The following is a 20760-nucleotide window of genomic DNA, read 5'->3' on the forward strand; positions in this document are numbered from 1 at the left end:
CCCGACGGCCGCGAGGCCCCGGAGTCCGGCGTCCCCCGGCCCGGACCGCCCCAGCGCCCCCCCCCCCCGGTGGCCCCCCCCCCCCCCCCCCCCCCCCCCCCCCCCCCGGGCCCCCCCCCCCCCCCCCCCCCGGGCCCCCCCGGCCCCCCCCCCCGGGGGCCCCCGCCCGGGGGCGGCGCGGCCCCGCCCCCCCCCGCCCCCCCCCCCCCCCCCCCACCGCCCCCCGGGTACGCGGCGCGTCGACGCGGACCGGGGGGCGGTGCCGTTTCGGGCAGGGTGCCTTCGGGGGCGAGGCTTTCGGGCACGGCGCCCTTCGATCGGGGTGCCTTTCGGTGCGGGTCGACCCGCGGGCGGAGTGGCCCGACGGGTGGAGTGTTCCGGTCCCGGCGGCTGCGGTGTGATCCGGTGAGGCCCGGCCGGGGGCGGCTCGCCACAGGGAGTTCAGGGCCGGGCCCGGTGCGGTGCCGGCTGCGCTCCCGGCCCGGTGCCACCCGGACCCGGCTGCGTACCGAACCCGTGTGTCCCGGGCCCGATGAGGCGCGCGGTGCGGTCCGGGTCCCCGTCGCGCACGGACCGGGCCCGGCCTCGCGTCGCGGCGGTCAGCCCGCCCCGTACACCCGTCCCGGCGCCGCCGAGCGGGCGAGCAGTTCCAGGGTCGCCTCGCCCGCCTCCGCCGGGGTCCAGCGGGTGCCCTTGTCCGCGGTCGGGCCCGGACGCCAGCCCTCCATCACCGTGATCCGGCCCGCCTCCGCCTCGAAGACCCGTCCCGTGACACCCTCGCTCGCGCCGGAGCCGAGCCAGACGACGAGCGGTGAGACGTCCTCCGGCAGCGCGGTCAGATCCCCGAAGGTCTTCTCGGTCATCCGGGTACGGGCCGCCGGGGCGATGGCGTTGACCTGGACTCCGTAGCGGGACATCTCCGCCGAGGCGACCAGGGTGAGACCGATGATCCCGGCCTTCGCCGCCGCGTAGTTGCCCTGGCCGACACTGCCGAGCAGGCCCGCGCCGGAGGTCGTGTTGACGACCCGGGCCGCGACCGGGCGGCCCGACTTGGCCGCCGCGCGCCAGTGCGCCGCCGCGTGCCGGAGCGGGAGGAAGTGGCCCTTGAGATGGACGCGGACGACCGCGTCCCAGTCGTCCTCGTCGAGATTGACGAGCATCCGGTCGCGCAGAAAGCCCGCGTTGTTGACGAGGGTGTCCAGTCGGCCGTACGTCTCCAGTGCGGTCGCCACCAGTGAGGCGGCCCCCTCGGTGGTCGCGATGTCGCCGCCGTGGGCCACCGCCTCGCCGCCCGCCGCCCGGATCCGCGCCACCACCTCCGCCGCCGGGCTCGTCGACGAGCCGCCGCCGTCGAGGCCCGCGCCCAGGTCGTTGACGACGACCTTCGCCCCCTCCGCGGCGAACGCCAGGGCGTGCGCCCGGCCGAGACCGCGCCCGGCGCCCGTGACCACGACGACCCGTTCCTCGCAGATTCCCGTCATCTCTCAAGCCTCCTTGTTGGCTGTTGCGGCGTCGAGGAAGGCGGGCCGCTCCCCGCCGCCGTGCACGAGCAGGGACGCGCCGCTGATGTAGGCCGCGCGTGGGGAGGCGAGGAAGACGGCCGCTTCACCGATCTCCGCCGGCTCGGCCAGCCGGCCGAGGGGCACCGTGCGGCCGACGGCCGCGACGCCCTCCTCGTCGCCGTAGTGCAGGGGGGACAGTTCGGTGCGGACCATGCCGAGGACCAGGGTGTTGACCCGTATCTCGGGGGCCCATTCGACCGCCATGGAGCGGGCCAGGCTGTCCAGTCCCGCCTTCGCCGCGCCGTACGCCGCCGAGCCCGGGGACGGGCGGACGCCGCTGACACTGCCGATCATCACGATCGAGCCGCGGGCCGCCCGGAGATGGCGGTGCGCGGCGAGTGACGCGGTCAGCGGCGCGGTGAGATTGAGCTCGATCACCCGGGCGTGGCGGGCGGGCCCGCCGTCGGCGAGCGGCCGGTAGGGGGTGCCGCCCGCGTTGTTGACCAGGGTGTCCAGCCGGCCGTACCGCTCCGCGACGCGGTCGAAGAACGTCTCGACGGCATCCGGGTCCCGCAGGTCCAGCGGGATGAACTCGGCTCCCCCGACCGGGACTTCGGGCTCCCGGCGCGCGCAGATCACCACCGTCGCGCCCGCCCGTTCGAAGGCGCGCGCGATGCCCGCGCCGACGCCCCGTGTGCCACCGGTGACGACGGCGACCCTCCCGTCCAGCTCCATGGGCTGCTACCTTCCTCACCTAACAAATGTTTGGTGGAAAGGTAGCTGATCCTGTCATGGGTGTCTCCACCGCGAACCCGGCCGAGGGCGTCCGTCTGGTCACGGCCGACTATCCGCCCGTCAACGCCCTTCCCGTACAGGGCTGGTACGACCTCGCCGACGCGGTCCGCGCGGCCGGGCGCGACCCCGCCGTCCGCTGTGTCGTGCTGGCCGCGGCGGGCCGCGGCTTCAACGCGGGCGTCGACATCAAGGAGTTGCAGCGCGATCCGGGCCAGGACGCGCTGCTGGGCGCCAACCGCGGCTGCTACGAGGCGTTCGCCGCGGTGTACGAGTGCGAGGTGCCGGTCGTCGCCGCGGTGCAGGGCTTCTGCCTGGGCGGCGGTATCGGGCTCGTCGGCAACGCCGACGCGATCGTCGCCTCGGACGACGCCGTCTTCGGACTGCCGGAGCTGGACCGGGGCGCGCTCGGCGCGGCCACCCATCTGGCCCGGCTGGTCCCCCAGCATCTGATGCGCGCGCTCTACTACACCTCGCGGACGGCCACGGCCGGCGAGCTGGAGCGCCACGGATCGGTCTGGCGGGTCGTACCGCGCGCCGGGCTGGAGGCGGCGGCCCTGGAGCTGGCCCGGGAGATCGCCCGCAAGGACGGCACGCTGATCCGGATGGCCAAGGCCGCCATCAACGGTATCGACCCCGTCGACGTCCGCCGCAGCTACCGCTTCGAGCAGGGCTTCACCTTCGAGGCGAACCTCGCCGGGGTCGCCGCCCGCGTCCGGGACACCTTCGGGAAGGGAGAGGGGTCATGACCGACAAGACCATGACATGCGAGGACGTCGTCGGACGGCTGCGCAGCGGGATGACGATCGGGATCGGCGGCTGGGGCTCGCGCCGTAAGCCGATGGCCCTGGTCAGAGCGCTGCTCCGGTCCGAGATCACCGATCTCACGGTGATCTCGTACGGCGGTCCCGATGTGGGCCTCCTCGCCGCCGCGGGGCGGATCCGCAAGCTGGTCACCGCCTTCGTCACCCTCGACTCGGTCCCCCTCGAACCCCACTACCGCGCCGCCCGCCAGCGCGGCGGCTTCGCGCTCACCGAGATCGACGAGGCGATGTTCATGTGGGGACTGCACGCGGCGGCGAACCGGCTGCCGTTCCTGCCCGTGCGGGCGGGCATCGGCTCCGACGTGATGCGCGTCAACCCGGAACTGCGGACGGTCACCTCGCCGTACGGGGACGGGGAGGAGTTCGTCGCCGTCCCCGCCCTGGAGATGGACGCGGCGCTCGTCCATCTCAACCGGGCCGACCGGACGGGCAACGGACAGTACCTCGGCCCGGATCCGTACTTCGACGATCTGTTCTGCGAGGCCGCCGAGAGCGCGTACGTCTCCTGCGAGGAGGTGGTCGACGGATTCGCGGATGCCGTGCCGCAGACCCTGCTGGTCGGCCGGCACGCGGTCACCGGGGTCGTCGAGGCCCCGAACGGCGCGCACTTCACCTCCTGTGCGCCCGACTACGACCGGGACGAGGCGTTCCAGCGGATGTACGCGACCACGCCCTGGGAGGAGTTCGCCGGGCGGTTTCTGCACGGCGACGAGAAGAGCTATCAGGCCGCCGTCCAGGCATGGCAGGAGGAGTCCCGATGAGCGCCGCCGAAACCGCTGTGGTCTCGCGTGCCGAGTACTGCGTCGTCGCCTGCGCCGAGGCGTGGCGCGACAACGGGGAGGTGCTCGCCAGCCCCATGGGGCTGATCCCGTCCGTCGGCGCCCGGCTGGCGAAACGGACCTTCTCCCCCGATCTCCTGCTCACGGACGGCGAGGCGATGCTGGTCGGGCTCGACGGGGCGCCGGAGGGCTGGCTGCCGTACCGGCGCCATCTCGCGATGGTCACCGGCGGGCGGCGGCACGTGATGATGGGCGCGAGCCAGATCGACCGGTACGGCAACCAGAACATCTCCTGCATCGGCGACTGGGAGCGGCCCGCGCGCCAGCTCCTCGGGGTGCGGGGCGCGCCCGTCAACACCCTGAACAACCCGGTCAGTTACTGGGTGCCGAAGCACTCGCCACGGGTGTTCGTGGAGAAGGTCGACATGGTGTGCGGGGTGGGGTACGACAACGCCGCCGCGGCCGGTCCGAGCGCGACGCGGTACCACCGTATCCCCCGGGTCGTGTCCGGCCTCGGGGTCTTCGACTTCGCGACCCCCGACCGCTCCATGCGGCTGGCGTCGCTCCACCCCGGTGTCACGGTGGAGCGGGTGCGGGAGGCCACCGGCTTCGCGCTCACCGTCCCGGACGAGGTCCCGTACACCCGCGAGCCCACCGCGGACGAACTGCGGCTGATCCGCGAGGTCATCGACCCGAAGAGGCTGCGCGAGCGCGAGGTCGGGTCCTGATGGCGGCGATCGAGACCGCGCTCACCGGGCTGACGGGGGTGCGCCACCCGATCGTCCAGACCGGGATGGGGTGGGTCGCGGGCCCCCGGCTGGTCTCCGCCACCGCGAACGCGGGCGCGCTCGGCATCCTCGCCTCGGCGACGATGAGCCCGGACGAACTGCGCGCGGCCGTGCGCGAGGTGAAGTCCCGTACGGACGCGCCCTTCGGGGTCAATCTGCGCGCGGACGCGGCGGACGCGCGGGAGCGGGTGCGGATCATCGTCGACGAGGGCGTACCGGTGGCCTCCTTCGCGCTCGCGCCTTCCCGTGAGCTGATCGCCGAGCTCAAGGACGCGGGTGTGGTCGTCATTCCGTCGATCGGGGCGCGCCGGCACGCCGAGAAGGTCGCGGCGTGGGGCGCGGACGCGGTGATCGTGCAGGGCGGCGAGGGCGGCGGTCATACGGGCGAGGTGGCGACGACCGTGCTGCTGCCGCAGGTGGTGGACGCCGTGGACATCCCGGTCGTCGCGGCGGGCGGCTTCCACGACGGCCGGGGCCTGGTCGCGGCGCTCGCGCTCGGCGCGGCGGGCGTGGCGATGGGTACGCGCTTCCTGCTCACCTCGGACTCGACGGTGCCGGACGCCGTGAAGGCGAGGTATCTGGCGGCGACGGTGAAGGACGTGACGGTGACGACGGCCGTGGACGGGCTGCCGCACCGGATGCTGCGGACGGAACTGGTCAGGTCCCTGGAGCGCCACGGCCGCGCCCGTACCCTCCTGCGGTCGCTGCGGCACGCCGCGGGCTTCCGGAAACTGTCGGGGCTCTCGTGGTCGGCGATGGCCCGCGACGGGCTCGCGATGAAACACGGCAAGGACCTGACCTGGGGACAGGTCCTGCTCGCGGCCAATACGCCGATGCTGCTGCGGGCCTCGATGGTGGAGGGGCGCACGGATCTCGGCGTGATGGCCTCGGGCCAGGTGGCCGGGGTGATCGCCGATCTGCCGAGCTGCGCGGAGCTGGTGGAACGGGTGATGGAGGAGGCGTCGGAGGTGGTGCGGGGGCTGCCGGGTCGGGAGTGACAGCCGAAGGTCCGGCGACGATCCTTCACGCGCCGACGCGGACACGGAGGAACCGGAAGCACGGTCCCGAAGCCGCCGGCATCTCCCCCGACGCCGGGCGCGCCCTGATGTGTCGGGCGTCTGCCCGCGGGTGCTCTGAGCCGATTCCGGCGGGGGCGGGTGCCCGCCGTCCCCCGGGGATGGTGGAAGTCGCGGCGGCGGTCCTGCTCGGCTGCGCGCCGGCCCGCCGAGCCGTCCGGCGAGGGCGCCCCGTGCCCTCGCCGGTGTCCCGCCCGGACCTCACGTACGGGTCTCCCGGGCCTCACGTCCAGCCCCCGTCCGGGTCTCCGGGCCTCCCGCCCCGCGTCTCGCCGGACGGCCCCGGGCGGAACGCGTCAGACCCTCTCGATGATCGTGACGTTCGCCTGTCCGCCGCCCTCGCACATCGTCTGGAGTCCGAACCGGCCCCCCGTGCGCTCCAGTTCGTGGAGCAGCGTGGTCATCAGCCGGACACCCGTCGCGCCCAGCGGGTGGCCGAGCGCGATCGCCCCGCCATTCACATTGACCCTCGCGGGGTCCGCGCCCGTCTCCTTCAGCCAGGCCAGGACCACCGGGGCGAACGCCTCGTTGATCTCGACCAGGTCGATGTCGGCGAGCGACATGCCCGTCTTCTTCAGGGCGTACGCCGTCGCCGGGATGGGCGCGGAGAGCATACGGATCGGGTCCTCGCCCCTGACGGAGAGGTGGTGGATCCGGGCGCGCGGGGTGAGCCCGTGTTCCCGTACGGCACGGTCGCTCGCGATCAGCATGGCCGCGGCGCCGTCCGAGACCTGGGAGGAGCAGGCGGCGGTGATCGTGCCGCCCTCCACCACCGGGTTCAGGCCGGCCATCTTCTCCAGGGTGGTGTCGCGGCGCGGCCCCTCGTCGGCCACGACGTCCCCGTACGCCACCGTCTCGCGCCCGAAGCGGCCCTCGTCGATCGCGCGGACGGCGCGCTCGTGGGAGCGGAGCGCGAACTCCTCCTGGTCGCGGCGGGTGATGCCCCACTTCGCGGCGATCAGTTCGGCGCCGTGGAACTGGTTGACCGGCGCGTCTCCGTACCGGGCCCGCCAGCCCTCGCTGCCCGCGAAGGGGCCCTCGGTCAGTCCGAGCGGGTCGCCGGCCTGCCGGGACGCGAAGGCGATGGGGATCATGGACATGTTCTGGACGCCGCCCGCGACGACGAGGTCCTGGGTGCCGGACAGCACGGCCTGTGCGGCGAAGTGCACGGCCTGCTGGGACGAGCCGCACTGGCGGTCGATCGTCACACCCGGCACCTCCTCGGGCAGCCCGGCGGCCAGCCATGCCGTACGGGCGATGTCGCCGGCCTGCGGGCCCACGGTGTCCAGGCATCCGAAGACGACGTCCTCCACGGCGGCCGGGTCGGCGCCGGAGCGTTCGACGAGCGCGGTCAGGACGTGCGCTCCCAGGTCGGCGGGGTGCACGGCGGCGAGGCCGCCCCTGCGCCGGCCCACCGGGGTGCGTACCGCTTCGACGATGTAGGCCTCGCCCATGTCAACTCCTAGGTGGGTGGTGTGCGTACGGCGATCCCGTCCAGCACCATCGAGAGGTACTGGCGGGCGATCTCCTCGGGACTGTGCTGTCCGCCCGGCCGGTACCAGGACGCGGCGACCCACACCGTGTCGCGGACGAACCGGTAGGTCAGACGGATGTCGAGGTCGTCCCGGAAGGCCCCGTCGGCGACCCCGCGCTCCAGCGTCCCGAGCCATGCCTTCTCGAACTTCTGCTGGGACTCGGTGAGGTAGTGGAAGCGGGGCTGCGCGGCGAGGTGCCGGGACTCCTTCTGGTAGATCGCGACGGCGGCGCGGTGCCGGTCGATCTCCCGGAACGACTCGGTGACGAGGGCCTCGATGGTCTCCCGGGAGCCGAGCCCGGCGGCGAGGACGGTGTCGTATCCCCGCCACAGCTCGTCCAGGAAGGCGGAGAGGATCTCGTCGAGCATCGACTCCTTGGAGTCGAAGTGGTAGTAGAGGCTTCCGGCGAGCATGCCCGCCTCGTCCGCGATCCTGCGGACGGTGGTGGCGTTGTACCCCTGGGCGGCGAACACCTCGGCGGCGAGGCGGAGCAGTTCGCGACGGCGCTCGGGCGAGGCGGTCACCTGGGTCTTCTTCTTGTTCGGCACGCTCTCATTGTCCGCTCACGCGCGCTGGCTGCTGACGGAGACGACCTCGCCGGTGAGATACGAGGAGTAGTCGCTGGCCAGGAACACGATGGTGTTGGCGATCTCCCACGGCTCGGCGTACCGCCCGAACGCCTCCCTCGCGGTCAGCTCCTCCAGCAGCTCGGCCGAGGTGACCTTCACCAGATGCGGGTGCATGGCGAGGCTGGGCGCGACCGCGTTGACGCGTACGCCGTACGCGGCGGCCTCGACCGCCGCGCAGCGGGTGAGCGCCATGACCCCGGCCTTGGCGGCGGCGTAGTGGGCCTGCCCGGCCTGGGCGCGCCAGCCGACGACGGAGGAGTTGTTGACGATCACTCCGCGGCGGCCGGTGTCGCGGAAGGAGCGCAGGGCGGCGCGGGTACAGCGGAACGTGCCGTTCAGCGTGACGTCGAGAACGCCGTCCCACTGGTCGTCGCTCATGTCGACGAGGGCCGCGGTGCCGCCGAGTCCGGCGTTGTTGACGACGACGTCGAGACCGCCGTGTTCGTCGGCCGCGCGGGCGAACAGGGCCCGGACCTGCGTCTCGTCGGTGACGTCACAGGGCTGGGCGGCGACGGCGTCCGCGCCGAACTCTCCGGCGAGCGCGGCCTCGGTCTCCCGCAGCCGGCGGGCGTGGGTGTCGCTGACGACGATCCGCGCGCCCTCCTCCAGGAATCTGCGCGCGGTCGCGCCGCCGATCCCGGCACCGGCCGCGGCGGTGATCACCGCGGTGCGGCCCTTGAGGAGGCCGTGACCGGGGACGTAATCCGGCGTGTTCTCCGCCCTGTTGTTCATCACAGGGGCACGTTAACCTACCAAACACTTGTTAGGGAAGGATGGGCGTACCCATGGACCTGCACCACTCGTCCGACGAGGAGACCTTCCGGGCCGAGGCCCGCGACTGGCTCGCCGCGCATGTGCCCCGTACGCCGCTGCCGTCCCTGGAGATCCGTGAGGGCTTCGCCGCGCACCGCGCGTGGGAGGCGGAGCTGTCCGCGGACCGCTGGTCCGCCGTCTCCTGGCCGAAGCGGTACGGGGGCAGGGACGCGGACATCTTCCGCTGGCTGCTCTTCGAGGAGGAGTACTGGGCGGCGGGCGCGCCCGGCCGGGTGTCGCAGAACGGCATCAGCCTGCTGGCGCCCACCCTCTTCGACCACGGCACCGAGGAGCAGCGGGCGCGGGTGCTGCCGCCGATGGCGAGCGGCGAGGTCGTCTGGGCGCAGGCGTGGTCGGAGCCCGAGGCCGGCTCCGACCTGGCGTCGCTGCGGTCGCGCGCGGAGCGGACGGACGGCGGCTGGCTGCTGACCGGACAGAAGACCTGGTCGTCCCGGGCGGCGTTCGCGGACCGGGCGTTCGGGATCTTCCGCAGCGACCCCGGGGCGCCCAAGCCGCATCAGGGGCTGACGTATCTGATGTTCGACCTGTCGGCGCCGGGGGTGACGGTCCGGCCCATCGGCCGGCTCGACGGCAAGCCCGCCTTCGCCGAACTCTTCCTCGACGGCGTCTTCGTGCCCGACGAGGACGTCGTCGGCGAGCCGGGGCAGGGCTGGCGGATCGCGATGTCCACCACCGGGAGCGAGCGGGGGCTGACCCTGCGCTCCCCCGGCCGGTTCCTGGCGGCGGCGGACCGTCTCGTACGGCAGTGGCGGGCGAGCGGGTCCGATCCGGGGCTGCGGGACCGGGTCGCGGACGCGGTGATCGGGGCACGGGCGTATCAGCTGTTCACCGCCGCCGGGGCGGCACGGTTCGCGGCGGGCGGGAGCATCGGCGCGGAGTCGAGCCTCAACAAGGTCTTCTGGTCCCAGTACGACATCGCGCTGCACGAGACGGCGCTCGATCTGCTGGGCGAGGACGGCGAACTCGGCGACACGGAGTGGGCCGAGGGGTATGTCTTCGCCCTGGCCGGCCCGATCTACGCCGGTACGAACGAGATCCAGCGGGACATCATCGCCGAGCGCCTGCTCGGCCTGCCGAAGGGGCGCCGCTGATGCGTTTTCTCCTCACGGACGAGCAGGAGGCGTTCGCGCGCTCCCTGGACGCGATGCTGACGTCGTCGGACACCCCGGCGGTGGCCCGCGCCTGGGCGGCGGGCGACCACGGCCCGGGGCGCGAGTTGTTCACGCGCCTCGGGGAGGCGGGCGTCTTCGCGCTCGCCGTACCGGAGTCGTACGAGGGTGTGGGGCTGCTCCCCGTCGAACTGGCCGTCTGCTTCGTGGAGTTGGGCCGCCATGCGGTGCCGGGGCCGCTCGTGGAGACGGTCGCCGCCGCCGTCCTGCTCGCCGGGCTGGCGGAGTCGGGCGACACGGCGGCGGCGAAGCGGCTGCTGCCGGGGCTGGCGACGGGCGAGGCCCTCGCGACGCTCACCCTGCCGGGCGGGGGCGGTTACGCGCTGGACGCGGACGCGGCGGAGTCGGTGCTGGTGGTGGAGCGGGAGGGAACGCTCGGGGCGGGTCCGGGGGACGAGCCGGGTGCGTACGGCGGACCGGGCGGACCGGGCGGGGCGGGTGGGTCCGGCAGGCCGTACGGACCCGGCGGTACCGGATCGGGGGCCCCGGAGGGTGGTCCGCCCGCCGGAGCGCGGGCCGTGCTGCGGCTCGCGCCGGGCCACGGGACACTCCGGATCTCGTCCGATCCGGCGCGCCGGCTGGCCGTGCCCGCGCCCGGCGGCGAGATCCTCGCCGAGGGCCCGCACCTGGAGCGGGCCGCGGTCACGGCCGGGCGGGTGGCACGCCTGGCCACCGCGGCGCAGTCGCTCGGCGCCGGGCTCGCCCTGCTCGACCGGACGGTGGCGTACGCCCGGCAGCGCAGCCAGTTCGGCACACCGATCGGCGCGTTCCAGGCCGTCAAGCACCGGCTGGCCGACACCCTGCTCGGGCTGGAGTTCGCCCGGCCCCTGCTGTACGGAGCGGCCCTGACCATGGACCCCGTGGACATCGCCGCCGCGAAGGTCACCACCGGTGAGGCCGCGTACACCGCCGCCCGCACCGCCCTCCAGCTGCACGGTGCCGTCGGCTACACCGAGGAGCTGGACCTCTCCCTGTGGCTGCGCAAGGCCCGCCCCCTGCGGGACGCCTGGGGCACCCCGGCCGTCTGCCGGTCCGCGGTACTGGACAGCGCCGTGTGACGCGGGGCGCCCCGGGCGGCGGGGCCACCGTCCGGCGCGCGCCGCCCGGCCCGGCGGGACCCGGCGGAACCCGGCGAAGGACGGGCACGGCAGAGGACCGCGACACCCGGGCCCCCGGGCACCCGGGCACCCGGGCACCCGGCACCCGGCACCCGGCACCCGGCACCCGGCACCCGGCACGAGCGTCCACGGCGGCCCGGCGCGCATCCGATACCCTCCGTGCGCGCCCGTCACCCGCCGGGCACCTCCCTCAGCGCCGCCGGCGGGTGATCGCCGGCGCACCCGGGCGCCAGGAGCGGACGGCCAGCAGGTCGCCGTCGACCCAGACGCGTACCACCTCGTCCACGTCCGCCCGGAAGAGGTGGAACGGCTCCGGCGGCCCGGACTCCGCCACGAAGCGCGCGGTCAGCGCCGGGTCGGTCACCTCCGTGGCCCGCCCGGAGATCCGTACGTCGCCGCCCTCCATGGTGTCCCCGGCGCCCGGGTTCCCGTACAGGGAGAACCGCGGATCACGCCGCAGATCCTTCGCCTTCAGCGAGTCCGGCATCATGCCGAGCAGCACCTCGCCCTCCTGGAACGTGATCTCCAGACCGGTCAGCCGGGGGGAGCCGTCCTTGCGGAGGGTGGCGAGCACATGGTGCCGGTACGCGCCGAAACGGGCCTCGGCCTCCCGGGCGAACTCCGGCTCCGCCGCCCGGAAGTCCGACCAGGGAGAACGCGCGGGCGGCGGGGCGGATGTCTCATTCGTCATGGAGCCAGGAGAACACCGAATCCCGCCATCTTCTGTCGGGATTCACATCGGCACCCGAAAGTGCTGTGCTGGTGGACGGGGACGGGCCGCCACCGTGGCGGCGGGGAGGCCCTGTCCCCACGGCCGGAGGAGGATCCTCATGACGATCTTCATGCACGCCACACTCCCGGGCATCAGCACCTCGCAGTACGACACGCTCGACACCGCACTCCGGGACCTGCCCGGTGACACCTTCGCCGGATGTCTGGCCCATGTCTGTGTGCCGTCGGGCCAGGGCATCGAGGTCTTCGACCTCTGGGAGTCGGAGGAGGCCATGGACAAGTTCGGCACGGTGATGATGCCGGTCGCCGAGCGCCTGGGGCTTGCCATGGCGCCCGACCGTCCGCAGGTGACCGAGGTCTACAACTACTGGCTGCCCGGCCCGGAGTGAGGCGTCAGCGGACGATGCCCTGCGCCTGCGCCGCCGCCAGCCAGCGCGAGAACTCGCCGACGAGCCGGTCGTACAACTCGGCGTCGGAGACCTGGCGGGGGTCGAGGCCCGCGTGGAAGAAGCCGGCGTTGTCGACCGGGCGCTTGTGGGGCACCGCGAGTTCGTCGAGCCTGCGGAGGAAGTCGAACTGCTTGCTGTGCGTGTTGCCGAAGCCTATGAACTGCCAGAACAGCGGCAGTTTGGCCGCCTTGCAGACATAGCGCTCGGCCGCGAGCTTGTTGATGGGACCGCCGTCGGTCTGGAAGACGACCAGCGCGGGCGCGGTCGAGCCGCTGTCGAGATAGTGGTCGATCACGGCGTCCATCGCCAGGTGATAGCTGGTCTTGCCCATGTGCCCGAGGCTCGCGGCGATCTGCGCGACCCGGCCGTGGTGGTTCTCCAGCGCGATGTCCGTGACCGCGTCGACGTCCGTGGAGAAGAAGACGGTGGGCACCCGTCCGTCGTCGTCGAGATGGGCGGACAGCCCCAGCACCCGGTCGGCCAGCGCCTGCACACTGCCGTCCTTGTAGTACTCCCGCATCGAACCGGAGTAGTCGAGCACCAGATAGACCGCGGCACGCCGGCCCCCGAGGCCGTGCCTGTCGAGAGACGTGCCCGCCGACTTGTAGAGGCTGACCAGCGCGGGCGCCTTCTCCTCGACCTTCCGAAGGCTGATGGCCGGTCCCCCGGCGGTGGGCCATACGGCCATGTTCGCGGCTCCGTTCCGTGCGCCGCCGGGGGATGCGGGTGATGGTCCGCACCGCCGGCGGCCGACAGGTCGACTGGTATCCCGAGATTACGTCACGTGTACGACAACGACCGCTCGATCGGCGTCCCGCCCATGCCCCGACTCCGGGTGATACAGGCGGGATCCGGCCATGCGTCCGGGCGGTATGCGGGCAGAACGACCCAAGCGGGACACCACGGCGGAACGCCTGGGCCGACCCACCGGAGGAGCCGCCGCCGGAACGGGGCACGGAGGCAGACATACCGCGGCGCCCACCCGGGTCCGGTCGGGGACAGGGCAGGCGCCGCGTTCAGTTCCGTACGCCGTTGTACGGGACGACTGGGGGAGCCGTACGGGCCGGGACGGACCGCACGGGCTCCGGGATCAGACGGTGAGGGCCCGGTCGGTCGGGCGGATCGGGGCCGGGAGGTCGCTCGCCCCGGTCAGATAGCGGTCGACACCGCGGGCCGCCGAGCGGCCCTCGGCGATCGCCCACACGATCAGCGACTGGCCGCGGCCCGCGTCACCGGCGACGTACACCCCGTCGACGTTGGTCGCGTAGTCCGCGTCCCGGGCGATGTTGCCGCGGTCGTCGAGCTCCAGGCCGAACTGCCGGACCAGGCCGTTCTCCTGGTCGGTGCCGGTGAAGCCCATGGCCAGCGTGACGAGCTGCGCCGGGATCCGGCGCTCGGTGCCGGGCTTCTGTTCCAGCCTGCCGCCCGTGAACTCCACCTCCACCAGGTGCAGCGCCTGGACATTGCCGTCCTCGTCGCCCTCGAAGTGGGTGGTCGAGACGGAGTACACCCTCTCGCCGCCCTCCTCGTGGGCCGAGGTGACCTTGTAGAGCATCGGGAACGTCGGCCAGGGCTGGCCCGTGCCGCGCTCGTCGCCCGGCCGGGGCATGATCTCCAGCTGGGTGACGGAGGCCGCGCCCTGGCGGTGGGCGGTGCCGACGCAGTCCGCGCCCGTGTCCCCGCCGCCGATGACGACGACGTGCTTGCCCTCGGCGGTGATGGGCGGGGCGATGAAGTCGCCCTCCTGCACCTTGTTGGCGAGCGGCAGATACTCCATCGCGGCGTGGATGCCGTTCAGCTCACGGCCGGGAACGGGCAGATCGCGGGAGACGGTCGCCCCGGCCGCGATGACCACCGCGTCGTAGCGCCGGCGCAGCTTGGCCGCGTCGATGTCCCGGCCGATCTCCACCTCCGTACGGAACTTGGTGCCCTCCGCGCGCATCTGCTCGATACGGCGGTTGATGTGCACCTTCTCCATCTTGAACTCGGGGATGCCGTACCGCAGCAGCCCGCCGATGCGGTCGGCCCGCTCGTAGACGGCGACGGTGTGACCGGCCCGGGTCAGCTGCTGGGCGGCGGCGAGACCGGCCGGACCCGAGCCGATGACGGCGACCGTCTTCCCGGACAGCCGCTCCGGGGGCTGCGGGGTGACGTCGCCGGAGTCCCACGCCTTGTCGATGATGGAGACCTCGACGTTCTTGATGGTGACGGCGGGCTGGTTGATGCCCAGCACACAGGCCGACTCACAGGGCGCGGGGCACAGCCGCCCGGTGAACTCGGGGAAGTTGTTGGTCGCGTGCAGCCGCTCGGAGGCCGCGGCCCAGTCCTCGCGGTAGGCGTAGTCGTTCCACTCGGGGATCAGGTTCCCGAGAGGGCAGCCGTTGTGGCAGAACGGGATGCCGCAGTCCATGCACCGGCCGGCCTGCTTGCTGATGACCGGCAGCAGGGAGCCGGGGACGTAGACCTCGTTCCAGTCCTTGAGACGCTCGGCCACGGGACGGGTCTCGGCGACCTCGCGTCCGGTGGTCAGGAAGCCCTTGGGGTCAGCCATTGGTCGCCGCCTCCATCATCTTCTCGGTGGTCTCCTGCTCGGAGAGACCGGCGAGCTCAGCGGCGTCCTTGGCGGCGAGCACTGCCTTGTACGTGGTCGGGATGATCTTGCTGAACCGGTCGGCGTTCACGGACCAGTCGGCGAGGAGGGTCCGGGCGACGGTGGAGCCCGTCTCCTCCTGGTGGCGGCGCACGACATCGTGCAGCCACTGCTTGTCGGCGTCGGTCAGGGGCTCGATCGCACCCAGGTTGCCGGGGTTGACGTTGTCCCGGTCCAGGTCGACGACGTAGGCGGTGCCACCGGACATACCGGCCGCGAAGTTGCGCCCGGTCTCGCCGAGCACCACCGCGTGGCCGCCGGTCATGTACTCGCAGCCGTGGTCGCCCACACCCTCCGAGACGACGGTGGCTCCGGAGTTGCGGACGCAGAACCGCTCGCCGCTGCGCCCGCGCAGGAACAGCTCGCCGCCGGTCGCCCCGTACGCGATGGTGTTGCCCGCGATGGTGGAGTACTCGGCGAGATGGCCGGCGCCCCGGTCGGGGCGGACGATCACCCGGCCGCCCGAGAGGCCCTTGCCGACGTAGTCGTTGGCGTCGCCCTCCAGCCGCAGCGTGATGCCGCGCGGGACGAACGCGCCGAAGGACTGGCCGGCCGAGCCGGTGAAGGTGATGTCGATGGTGTCGTCGGAGAGGCCCGCGCCGCCGAACCTCCGCGTGACCTCGTGACCGAGCATGGTGCCCACGGTCCGGTTGATGTTGCGGATGGCGACCTGGGCGCGCACCGGCTGGGCTGCCTCGGCGGACCCGGCGTTCAGCGCGTCGGCGGCGAGCTTGATCAGCTCGTTGTCGAGCGCCTTCTCCAGCCCGTGATCCTGCTCGACCAGGGCGTGGCGGACCGCGCCGTCGGGCAGCTCGGGTACGTGGAAGAGCGGGGCCAGATCGAGGCCCTGGGCCTTGAAGTGGTCCACGGCCCGCTGGGTGTCGAGGAGTTCGGCGTGGCCGACGGCCTCCTCCACCGTACGGAAACCGAGTTCGGCCAGCAGCTCGCGGACCTCTTCGGCGATGAACTCGAAGTAGTTGACGACGTACTCCGCCTTGCCGGAGAACCGTTCGCGCAGGACCGGGTTCTGGGTGGCGATACCGACCGGGCAGGTGTCCAGATGGCAGACGCGCATCATCACACAGCCGGAGACGACCAGGGGCGCGGTCGCGAAACCGAACTCCTCGGCGCCCAGCAGTGCGGCGATGACGACATCGCGGCCGGTCTTGAGCTGGCCGTCGGTCTGGACGACGATCCGGTCGCGCAGGCCGTTGAGCAGCAGGGTCTGCTGGGTCTCGGCGAGACCCAGCTCCCAGGGACCGCCCGCGTGCTTCAGCGAGGTGAGCGGGGAGGCACCGGTGCCTCCGTCGTGGCCGGAGATCAGCACGACGTCGGCGTGCGCCTTGGAGACACCGGCGGCGACGGTGCCGACTCCGACCTCGGAGACCAGCTTGACGTGGATCCGGGCGGCGGGGTTGGCGTTCTTGAGGTCGTGGATCAGCTGGGCGAGATCCTCGATGGAGTAGATGTCGTGGTGCGGCGGCGGGGAGATCAGGCCCACGCCCGGGGTGGAGTGCCGGGTCCTGGCGACCCACGGGTAGACCTTGGGACCGGGCAGCTGCCCGCCCTCGCCGGGCTTGGCGCCCTGGGCCATCTTGATCTGGATGTCGTCCGCGTTGACCAGGTACTCGCTGGTCACACCGAAGCGGCCGGAGGCGACCTGCTTGATACTGGAGCGGCGCTCGGGGTCGTACAGCCGCTCCGGGTCCTCACCTCCCTCACCGGTGTTGGACTTGCCGCCCAGCCGGTTCATGGCGATGGCGAGGGTCTCGTGCGCCTCGCGGGAGATGGAGCCGTACGACATCGCGCCGGTCGAGAACCGCTTGACGATCTCGGAGACCGGCTCGACCTCGTCCAGCGGCACGGGCTGCCGGTCGCTGGCGAAGCCGAAGAGGCCGCGGAGTGTCATCAGCCGCTCGGACTGCTCGTTCACCCGGTCCGTGTACTGCTTGAAGATGTCGTACCGGCGGTTGCGGGTGGAGTGCTGGAGCCGGAAGACGGTCTCCGGGTCGAACAGGTGCGGCTCGCCCTCACGGCGCCACTGGTACTCGCCGCCGATCTCCAGCGCGCGGTGCGCCGAGGGGACGCCGGAGGCCGGGTACGCCTTGGCGTGCCGGGCGGCGACCTCGTCGGCGACGACGGACAGGCCCGCGCCGCCGATCTTGCTCGCGGTGCCGTTGAAGTACGTCTCGACGAACGACTCGTCCAGACCGATGGCCTCGAAGACCTGGGCGCCCCGGTAGGAGGCCACGGTCGAGATGCCCATCTTGGACATGACCTTCAGCACGCCCTTGCCGAGGGCGTGGATGAGATTGCGGATGGCCTGCTCGGGCTCGATGCCCTCGATGAAGGTCCCGGCTCGGACCAGGTCCTCGACGGACTCCATCGCCAGATACGGGTTGACGGCCGCGGCGCCGTAGCCGATGAGCAGCGCGACGTGGTGCACCTCGCGCACATCGCCCGCCTCGACGAGCAGCCCCACCTGGGTGCGCTGCTTGGTGCGGATGAGGTGGTGGTGCACGGCCGAGGTGAGCAGCAGCGACGGGATGGGCGCGTGCTCGGCGTCCGAGTGCCGGTCGGAGAGCACGACGAGCCGGGCGCCGTCCTCGATGGCGGTGTCGACCTCGGCGCAGACGGCCTCGATACGGGCGGCGAGCGCGTCGCCCCCGCCGCCGACGCGGTAGAGGCCGGAGAGCGTCGCGGCCTTCATCCCGGGCATGTCACCGTCGGCGTTGATGTGGATGAGCTTGGCCAGCTCGTCGTTGTCGATCACCGGGAAGGGGAGGGTGACGCTGCGGCAGGAGGCCGCGGTCGGCTCCAGGAGGTTGCCCGCGGGGCCGAGGGAGGAACGCAGCGAGGTGACCAGTTCCTCGCGGATGGCGTCCAGCGGCGGGTTGGTGACCTGCGCGAACAGCTGGGTGAAGTAGTCGAAGAGCAGCCGGGGCCGCTCGGAGAGGGCCGCGATCGGGGAGTCGGTGCCCATGGAGCCCAGCGGTTCGCCGCCGGTCCTCGCCATCGGGGCGAGGATGATGCGCAGTTCCTCCTCGGTGTAGCCGAAGGTCTGCTGACGGCGGGTGACGGAGGCGTGGGTGTGCACGATGTGCTCGCGCTCGGGCAGGTCCTCCAGCTCGATGATCCCCGCGTCGAGCCACTCCGCGTAGGGGTGTTCGGCGGCGAGCGTGGACTTGATCTCGTCGTCCTCGATGATGCGGTGCTCGGCGGTGTCGACGAGGAACATCCGGCCGGGCTGGAGCCGGCCCTTGCGGACGACCCTGGCCGGGTCGATGTCGAGGACGCCGACCTCGGAGGAGAGGACGACCAGTCCGTCGTCGGTGACCCAGTAGCGGCCGGGCCGCAGTCCGTTGCGGTCGAGGACCGCGCCGACCTGGGTGCCGTCGGTGAAGGTGACACAGGCGGGGCCGTCCCAGGGCTCCATCATCGTGGAGTGGAACTGGTAGAAGGCTCGCCGGGCCGGGGCCATGGAGGCGTGGTTCTCCCATGCCTCGGGGACCATCATCAGCACGGAGTGCGGCAGCGAGCGGCCGCCGAGGTGGAGCAGCTCCAGGACCTCGTCGAAGGAGGCGGAGTCGGAGGCGTCCGGGGTGCAGACCGGGAAGATCCGCTCCAGCCTCTCCGTACCGAAGAGATCGCTGACGAGCTGCGACTCCCGGGCGCGCATCCAGTTGCGGTTGCCCTTGACCGTGTTGATCTCGCCGTTGTGCGCGACGAAGCGGTACGGGTGGGCCAGCGGCCAGCTCGGGAACGTGTTCGTCGAGAACCGCGAGTGCACGAGCGCGACGGCGGTGGCGCAGCGCCGGTCGGAGAGGTCGGGGAAGAAGGGCTCCAGCTGGCCGGTGGTCAGCATGCCCTTGTAGACGATGGTGCGCGCGGACAGCGACGGGAAGTAGACGCCCGCCTCGCGCTCGGCGCGCTTGCGCAGGACGAAGGCCTTGCGGTCGAGGGCGAGGCCCTCGCTGCTGCCGTCGCTCACGAAGAGCTGGCGGAAGACCGGCATGGTCGCGCGGGCGCCGTTGCCGAGCAGATCGGGCGTGACGGGCACCTCGCGCCAGCCGAGGACGGTGAGGTCTTCCTCGCCCGCGATCGTCTCGATGCGTGAGACGGCTTCCTCGGTGCCGTCCTCGGGCAGAAAGGCGATGCCGACCGCGTACGCCCCGGCCCCGGGCAGATCGAGACCGCTGACCTCCCGCAGAAACGCGTCGGGCACCTGCAGCAGAATCCCGGCGCCGTCCCCCGAGTCGGGCTCCGAGCCGGTGGCACCGCGGTGTTCGAGGTTCCGCAGTACCGTCAGCGCCTGCTCCACCAGCTCATGGCTGGCAACACCGGTGAGGGTGGCCACGAACCCGACACCGCAGGCGTCGTGTTCGTTACGGGGGTCGTACATCCCCTGAGGGGCGGGGCGACCGTCCATGGGCGACCAGGCGTCGGAACGCATCGGCTCTCCCGTCGTCGTCGTGGCATGTGAAGTGCCGAGGGACGACGTTGGCCCTCTGCGGAGAAATTTCGTGCAGGTTACATGATGGATTGGCTCTCGAAAAGTGGATAACTCATTCCAACATGCGGACACTGTGGTGGCTCGGTCGAGGGCTCTGCGCCGGACAGATCGGCATCCACAGGACCGGTGAGCGGTGCGGGCTTCATTGCTCGCAGCGCCCTCGGCTCATGCCCCGTGATGAAGGATTCGAAACCGCCGTGTTACGGACCGCCGCCACAGCATCCCCCACAGTGTCTCACCCGATCCGGAATCCGGCCCCGGGTCGTTCCTCACCGCCCATGACGTCCGCGTTCACCGATCCCTCCGGCACGTGAGGCGCGGTCCACAAATTCCAGCCCCGCCCGGCGGTCCGGGCCCGAACCCCGGGTCCGCCAGCTTTTGACGCCCAGGCCCCGAACCCCAGCCCCGCCGTCCATCAAGGCGCGGGGGACATGTTCCAGCCCCGCCGGCGATTGAGGCGCGGGGTTCGGGGCGGAGCCCCGACAGGAAACCCGCACCCATCCGGTGCAGGCACCACACAACCCGGCCCGCCCGGCGATCGAGGCGCGGCCCCCGAACCCGACCGCCGGCGGTCGAGACGCGGGCTCCCGGGGCCGAGCCCCGCCAGGAACCCACCCGCCTCAGACCGCCGCTCCGATCAGCATCCCCAGCCCGTACGTCACCGCCGCCGCCACCCCGCCCAGCGCCAGCTGCCTCAGCCCGCTGTACCACCAGCTCCGCGCCGTCACCCGCGCCACCACCGCACCGCAGACGAAGAGCCCGACCAGCGCGAGCAGCACCGCGGGCCACAGCGCACTCGCGCCGAGCAGATACGGGAGCACGGGCAGCAGGGCCCCCAGCCCGAACGCCACGAAGGACGAGACCGCGGCGACCACCGGCGACGGCAGATCGTCCGGGGCGATCCCCAGTTCCTCGCGCGCGTGGATCTCCAGCGCCTGCTCGGGATCCCGGGAGAGCTGCGTCGCGACCTCACGCGCCAGCGCGGGCTCCACACCCCGGGCCGTGTACAGCGCCGCCAGCTCCTCCATCTCGTCCACGGGGTGCCTCCGCAGTTCCCGCCGCTCCACGGCCAGCTCCGCCTGCACGAGCTCCCGCTGCGAGGCGACCGAGGTGTACTCCCCCGCGGCCATGGAGAACGCGCCCGCCGCGAGTCCGGCGAGCCCCGTGATGACGATCGTCTGCTGGGACACCGATCCGCCCGCGACACCGGTCATCAGCGCCAGGTTGGAGACCAGCCCGTCCATCGCGCCGAAGACCGCGGGCCGCAGCCAGCCGCCGTTGACGTCACGGTGGGTGTGGTTGTCCCGGTGCGCCGCGTGGAGGGTCGCCCCGGTATCGATGATGGACACAGCTCTCCCTTGCCCGATGGC

At 72.5% G+C, this 20760-nt stretch carries 17 protein-coding genes; 7 read left to right on the plus strand and 10 right to left on the minus strand.

Going from position 1 to position 20760, the window contains the following annotated elements; translation table 11 throughout:
- Positions 1–599 precede the first annotated feature (599 nt).
- Positions 600–1481, minus strand: a complete 882-nt coding sequence (locus ACFYT4_RS24065; RefSeq protein WP_389272596.1) for an SDR family oxidoreductase — start codon at positions 1479–1481, stop codon at positions 600–602.
- 3 nt (positions 1482–1484) lie between these two features.
- Positions 1485–2237 (minus strand): SDR family oxidoreductase, encoded by a 753-nt coding sequence (locus ACFYT4_RS24070; RefSeq protein ID WP_389272599.1) that lies wholly within the window; start codon positions 2235–2237, stop codon positions 1485–1487.
- Between the two features lie 56 nt (positions 2238–2293).
- Here ACFYT4_RS24070 and ACFYT4_RS24075 point away from each other — a divergent pair, with 56 nt between their 5' ends.
- Genes ACFYT4_RS24075 through ACFYT4_RS24090 form a run of 4 tightly spaced genes read left to right on the plus strand, consistent with a single transcriptional unit; the run spans position 2294 to position 5683 of the window.
- Complete coding sequence (locus ACFYT4_RS24075) at positions 2294–3043, plus strand: enoyl-CoA hydratase family protein (protein ID WP_389272602.1); 750 nt, start codon at positions 2294–2296, stop codon at positions 3041–3043.
- Positions 3040–3879, plus strand: a complete 840-nt coding sequence (locus tag ACFYT4_RS24080) for a CoA transferase subunit A (protein WP_389272605.1) — start codon at positions 3040–3042, stop codon at positions 3877–3879. Before ACFYT4_RS24075 ends, ACFYT4_RS24080 begins: the two co-directional genes overlap by 4 nt.
- A complete protein-coding gene (locus tag ACFYT4_RS24085) occupies positions 3876–4625 on the plus strand; it encodes a CoA-transferase subunit beta (protein WP_389272607.1) in 750 nt (249 codons plus the stop codon). The genes ACFYT4_RS24080 and ACFYT4_RS24085 overlap by 4 nt, the downstream gene beginning before the upstream one ends.
- Positions 4626–4633: 8 nt before the next feature.
- Positions 4634–5683, plus strand: coding sequence for an NAD(P)H-dependent flavin oxidoreductase (locus ACFYT4_RS24090; protein ID WP_389272887.1), 1050 nt, complete (start codon positions 4634–4636; stop codon positions 5681–5683).
- 374 nt (positions 5684–6057) lie between these two features.
- Here the strand turns inward: ACFYT4_RS24090 and ACFYT4_RS24095 are convergent, their stop codons facing one another.
- Genes ACFYT4_RS24095 through ACFYT4_RS24105 form a run of 3 tightly spaced genes read right to left on the minus strand, consistent with a single transcriptional unit; the run spans position 6058 to position 8657 of the window.
- Positions 6058–7215 carry an acetyl-CoA C-acetyltransferase gene (locus ACFYT4_RS24095; RefSeq protein ID WP_389272610.1) on the minus strand — a complete coding sequence of 386 codons (1158 nt, stop codon included), beginning with the start codon at positions 7213–7215 and terminating at the stop codon, positions 6058–6060.
- Between the two features lie 8 nt (positions 7216–7223).
- Complete coding sequence (locus ACFYT4_RS24100; RefSeq protein ID WP_389272613.1) at positions 7224–7844, minus strand: TetR/AcrR family transcriptional regulator; 621 nt, start codon at positions 7842–7844, stop codon at positions 7224–7226.
- Between the two features lie 15 nt (positions 7845–7859).
- Entirely contained in the window at positions 7860–8657 is a 798-nt protein-coding gene (locus tag ACFYT4_RS24105) for an SDR family oxidoreductase (RefSeq protein ID WP_389272889.1), read from the minus strand.
- A 53-nt stretch (positions 8658–8710) separates the two neighbouring features.
- Between ACFYT4_RS24105 and ACFYT4_RS24110 the strand changes: the two genes are divergently transcribed.
- Positions 8711–9850, plus strand: a complete 1140-nt coding sequence (locus ACFYT4_RS24110) for an acyl-CoA dehydrogenase family protein (protein ID WP_389272616.1) — start codon at positions 8711–8713, stop codon at positions 9848–9850.
- Positions 9850–10986 (plus strand): acyl-CoA dehydrogenase family protein, encoded by a 1137-nt coding sequence (locus tag ACFYT4_RS24115; protein WP_389272618.1) that lies wholly within the window; start codon positions 9850–9852, stop codon positions 10984–10986. Before ACFYT4_RS24110 ends, ACFYT4_RS24115 begins: the two co-directional genes overlap by 1 nt.
- A gap of 250 nt (positions 10987–11236) precedes the next feature.
- Here the strand turns inward: ACFYT4_RS24115 and ACFYT4_RS24120 are convergent, their stop codons facing one another.
- Complete coding sequence (locus ACFYT4_RS24120; RefSeq protein ID WP_389272621.1) at positions 11237–11737, minus strand: pyridoxamine 5'-phosphate oxidase family protein; 501 nt, start codon at positions 11735–11737, stop codon at positions 11237–11239.
- Between the two features lie 139 nt (positions 11738–11876).
- Between ACFYT4_RS24120 and ACFYT4_RS24125 the strand changes: the two genes are divergently transcribed.
- Positions 11877–12167, plus strand: a complete 291-nt coding sequence (locus ACFYT4_RS24125; protein WP_389272624.1) for a hypothetical protein — start codon at positions 11877–11879, stop codon at positions 12165–12167.
- Between the two features lie 4 nt (positions 12168–12171).
- Here ACFYT4_RS24125 and ACFYT4_RS24130 read toward each other — a convergent pair whose 3' ends face one another.
- The 4 genes from ACFYT4_RS24130 to ACFYT4_RS24145 all read right to left on the minus strand — a co-directional run bounded on the left by ACFYT4_RS24130 (position 12172) and on the right by ACFYT4_RS24145 (position 20739).
- On the minus strand, positions 12172–12915 hold the full coding sequence (locus ACFYT4_RS24130) for a VWA domain-containing protein (RefSeq protein WP_389272627.1): 744 nt from the start codon (positions 12913–12915) through the stop codon (positions 12172–12174).
- 402 nt (positions 12916–13317) lie between these two features.
- Entirely contained in the window at positions 13318–14778 is a 1461-nt protein-coding gene (locus ACFYT4_RS24135; protein WP_389272630.1) for a glutamate synthase subunit beta, read from the minus strand.
- A complete protein-coding gene (gene gltB / locus ACFYT4_RS24140; protein WP_389272633.1) occupies positions 14771–19330 on the minus strand; it encodes a glutamate synthase large subunit in 4560 nt (1519 codons plus the stop codon). The genes ACFYT4_RS24135 and gltB overlap by 8 nt, the downstream gene beginning before the upstream one ends.
- 680 nt (positions 19331–20010) lie before the next feature.
- The gene (locus ACFYT4_RS24145) at positions 20011–20739 is read right to left on the minus strand and encodes a VIT1/CCC1 transporter family protein (protein WP_389272636.1); all 729 of its coding nucleotides are present in this window, start codon (positions 20737–20739) and stop codon (positions 20011–20013) included.
- Positions 20740–20760 lie beyond the last annotated feature (21 nt).

The sequence above is a fragment of the Streptomyces sp. NPDC004609 genome, from assembly GCF_042873655.1.
Classification (GTDB): domain Bacteria; phylum Actinomycetota; class Actinomycetes; order Streptomycetales; family Streptomycetaceae; genus Streptomyces.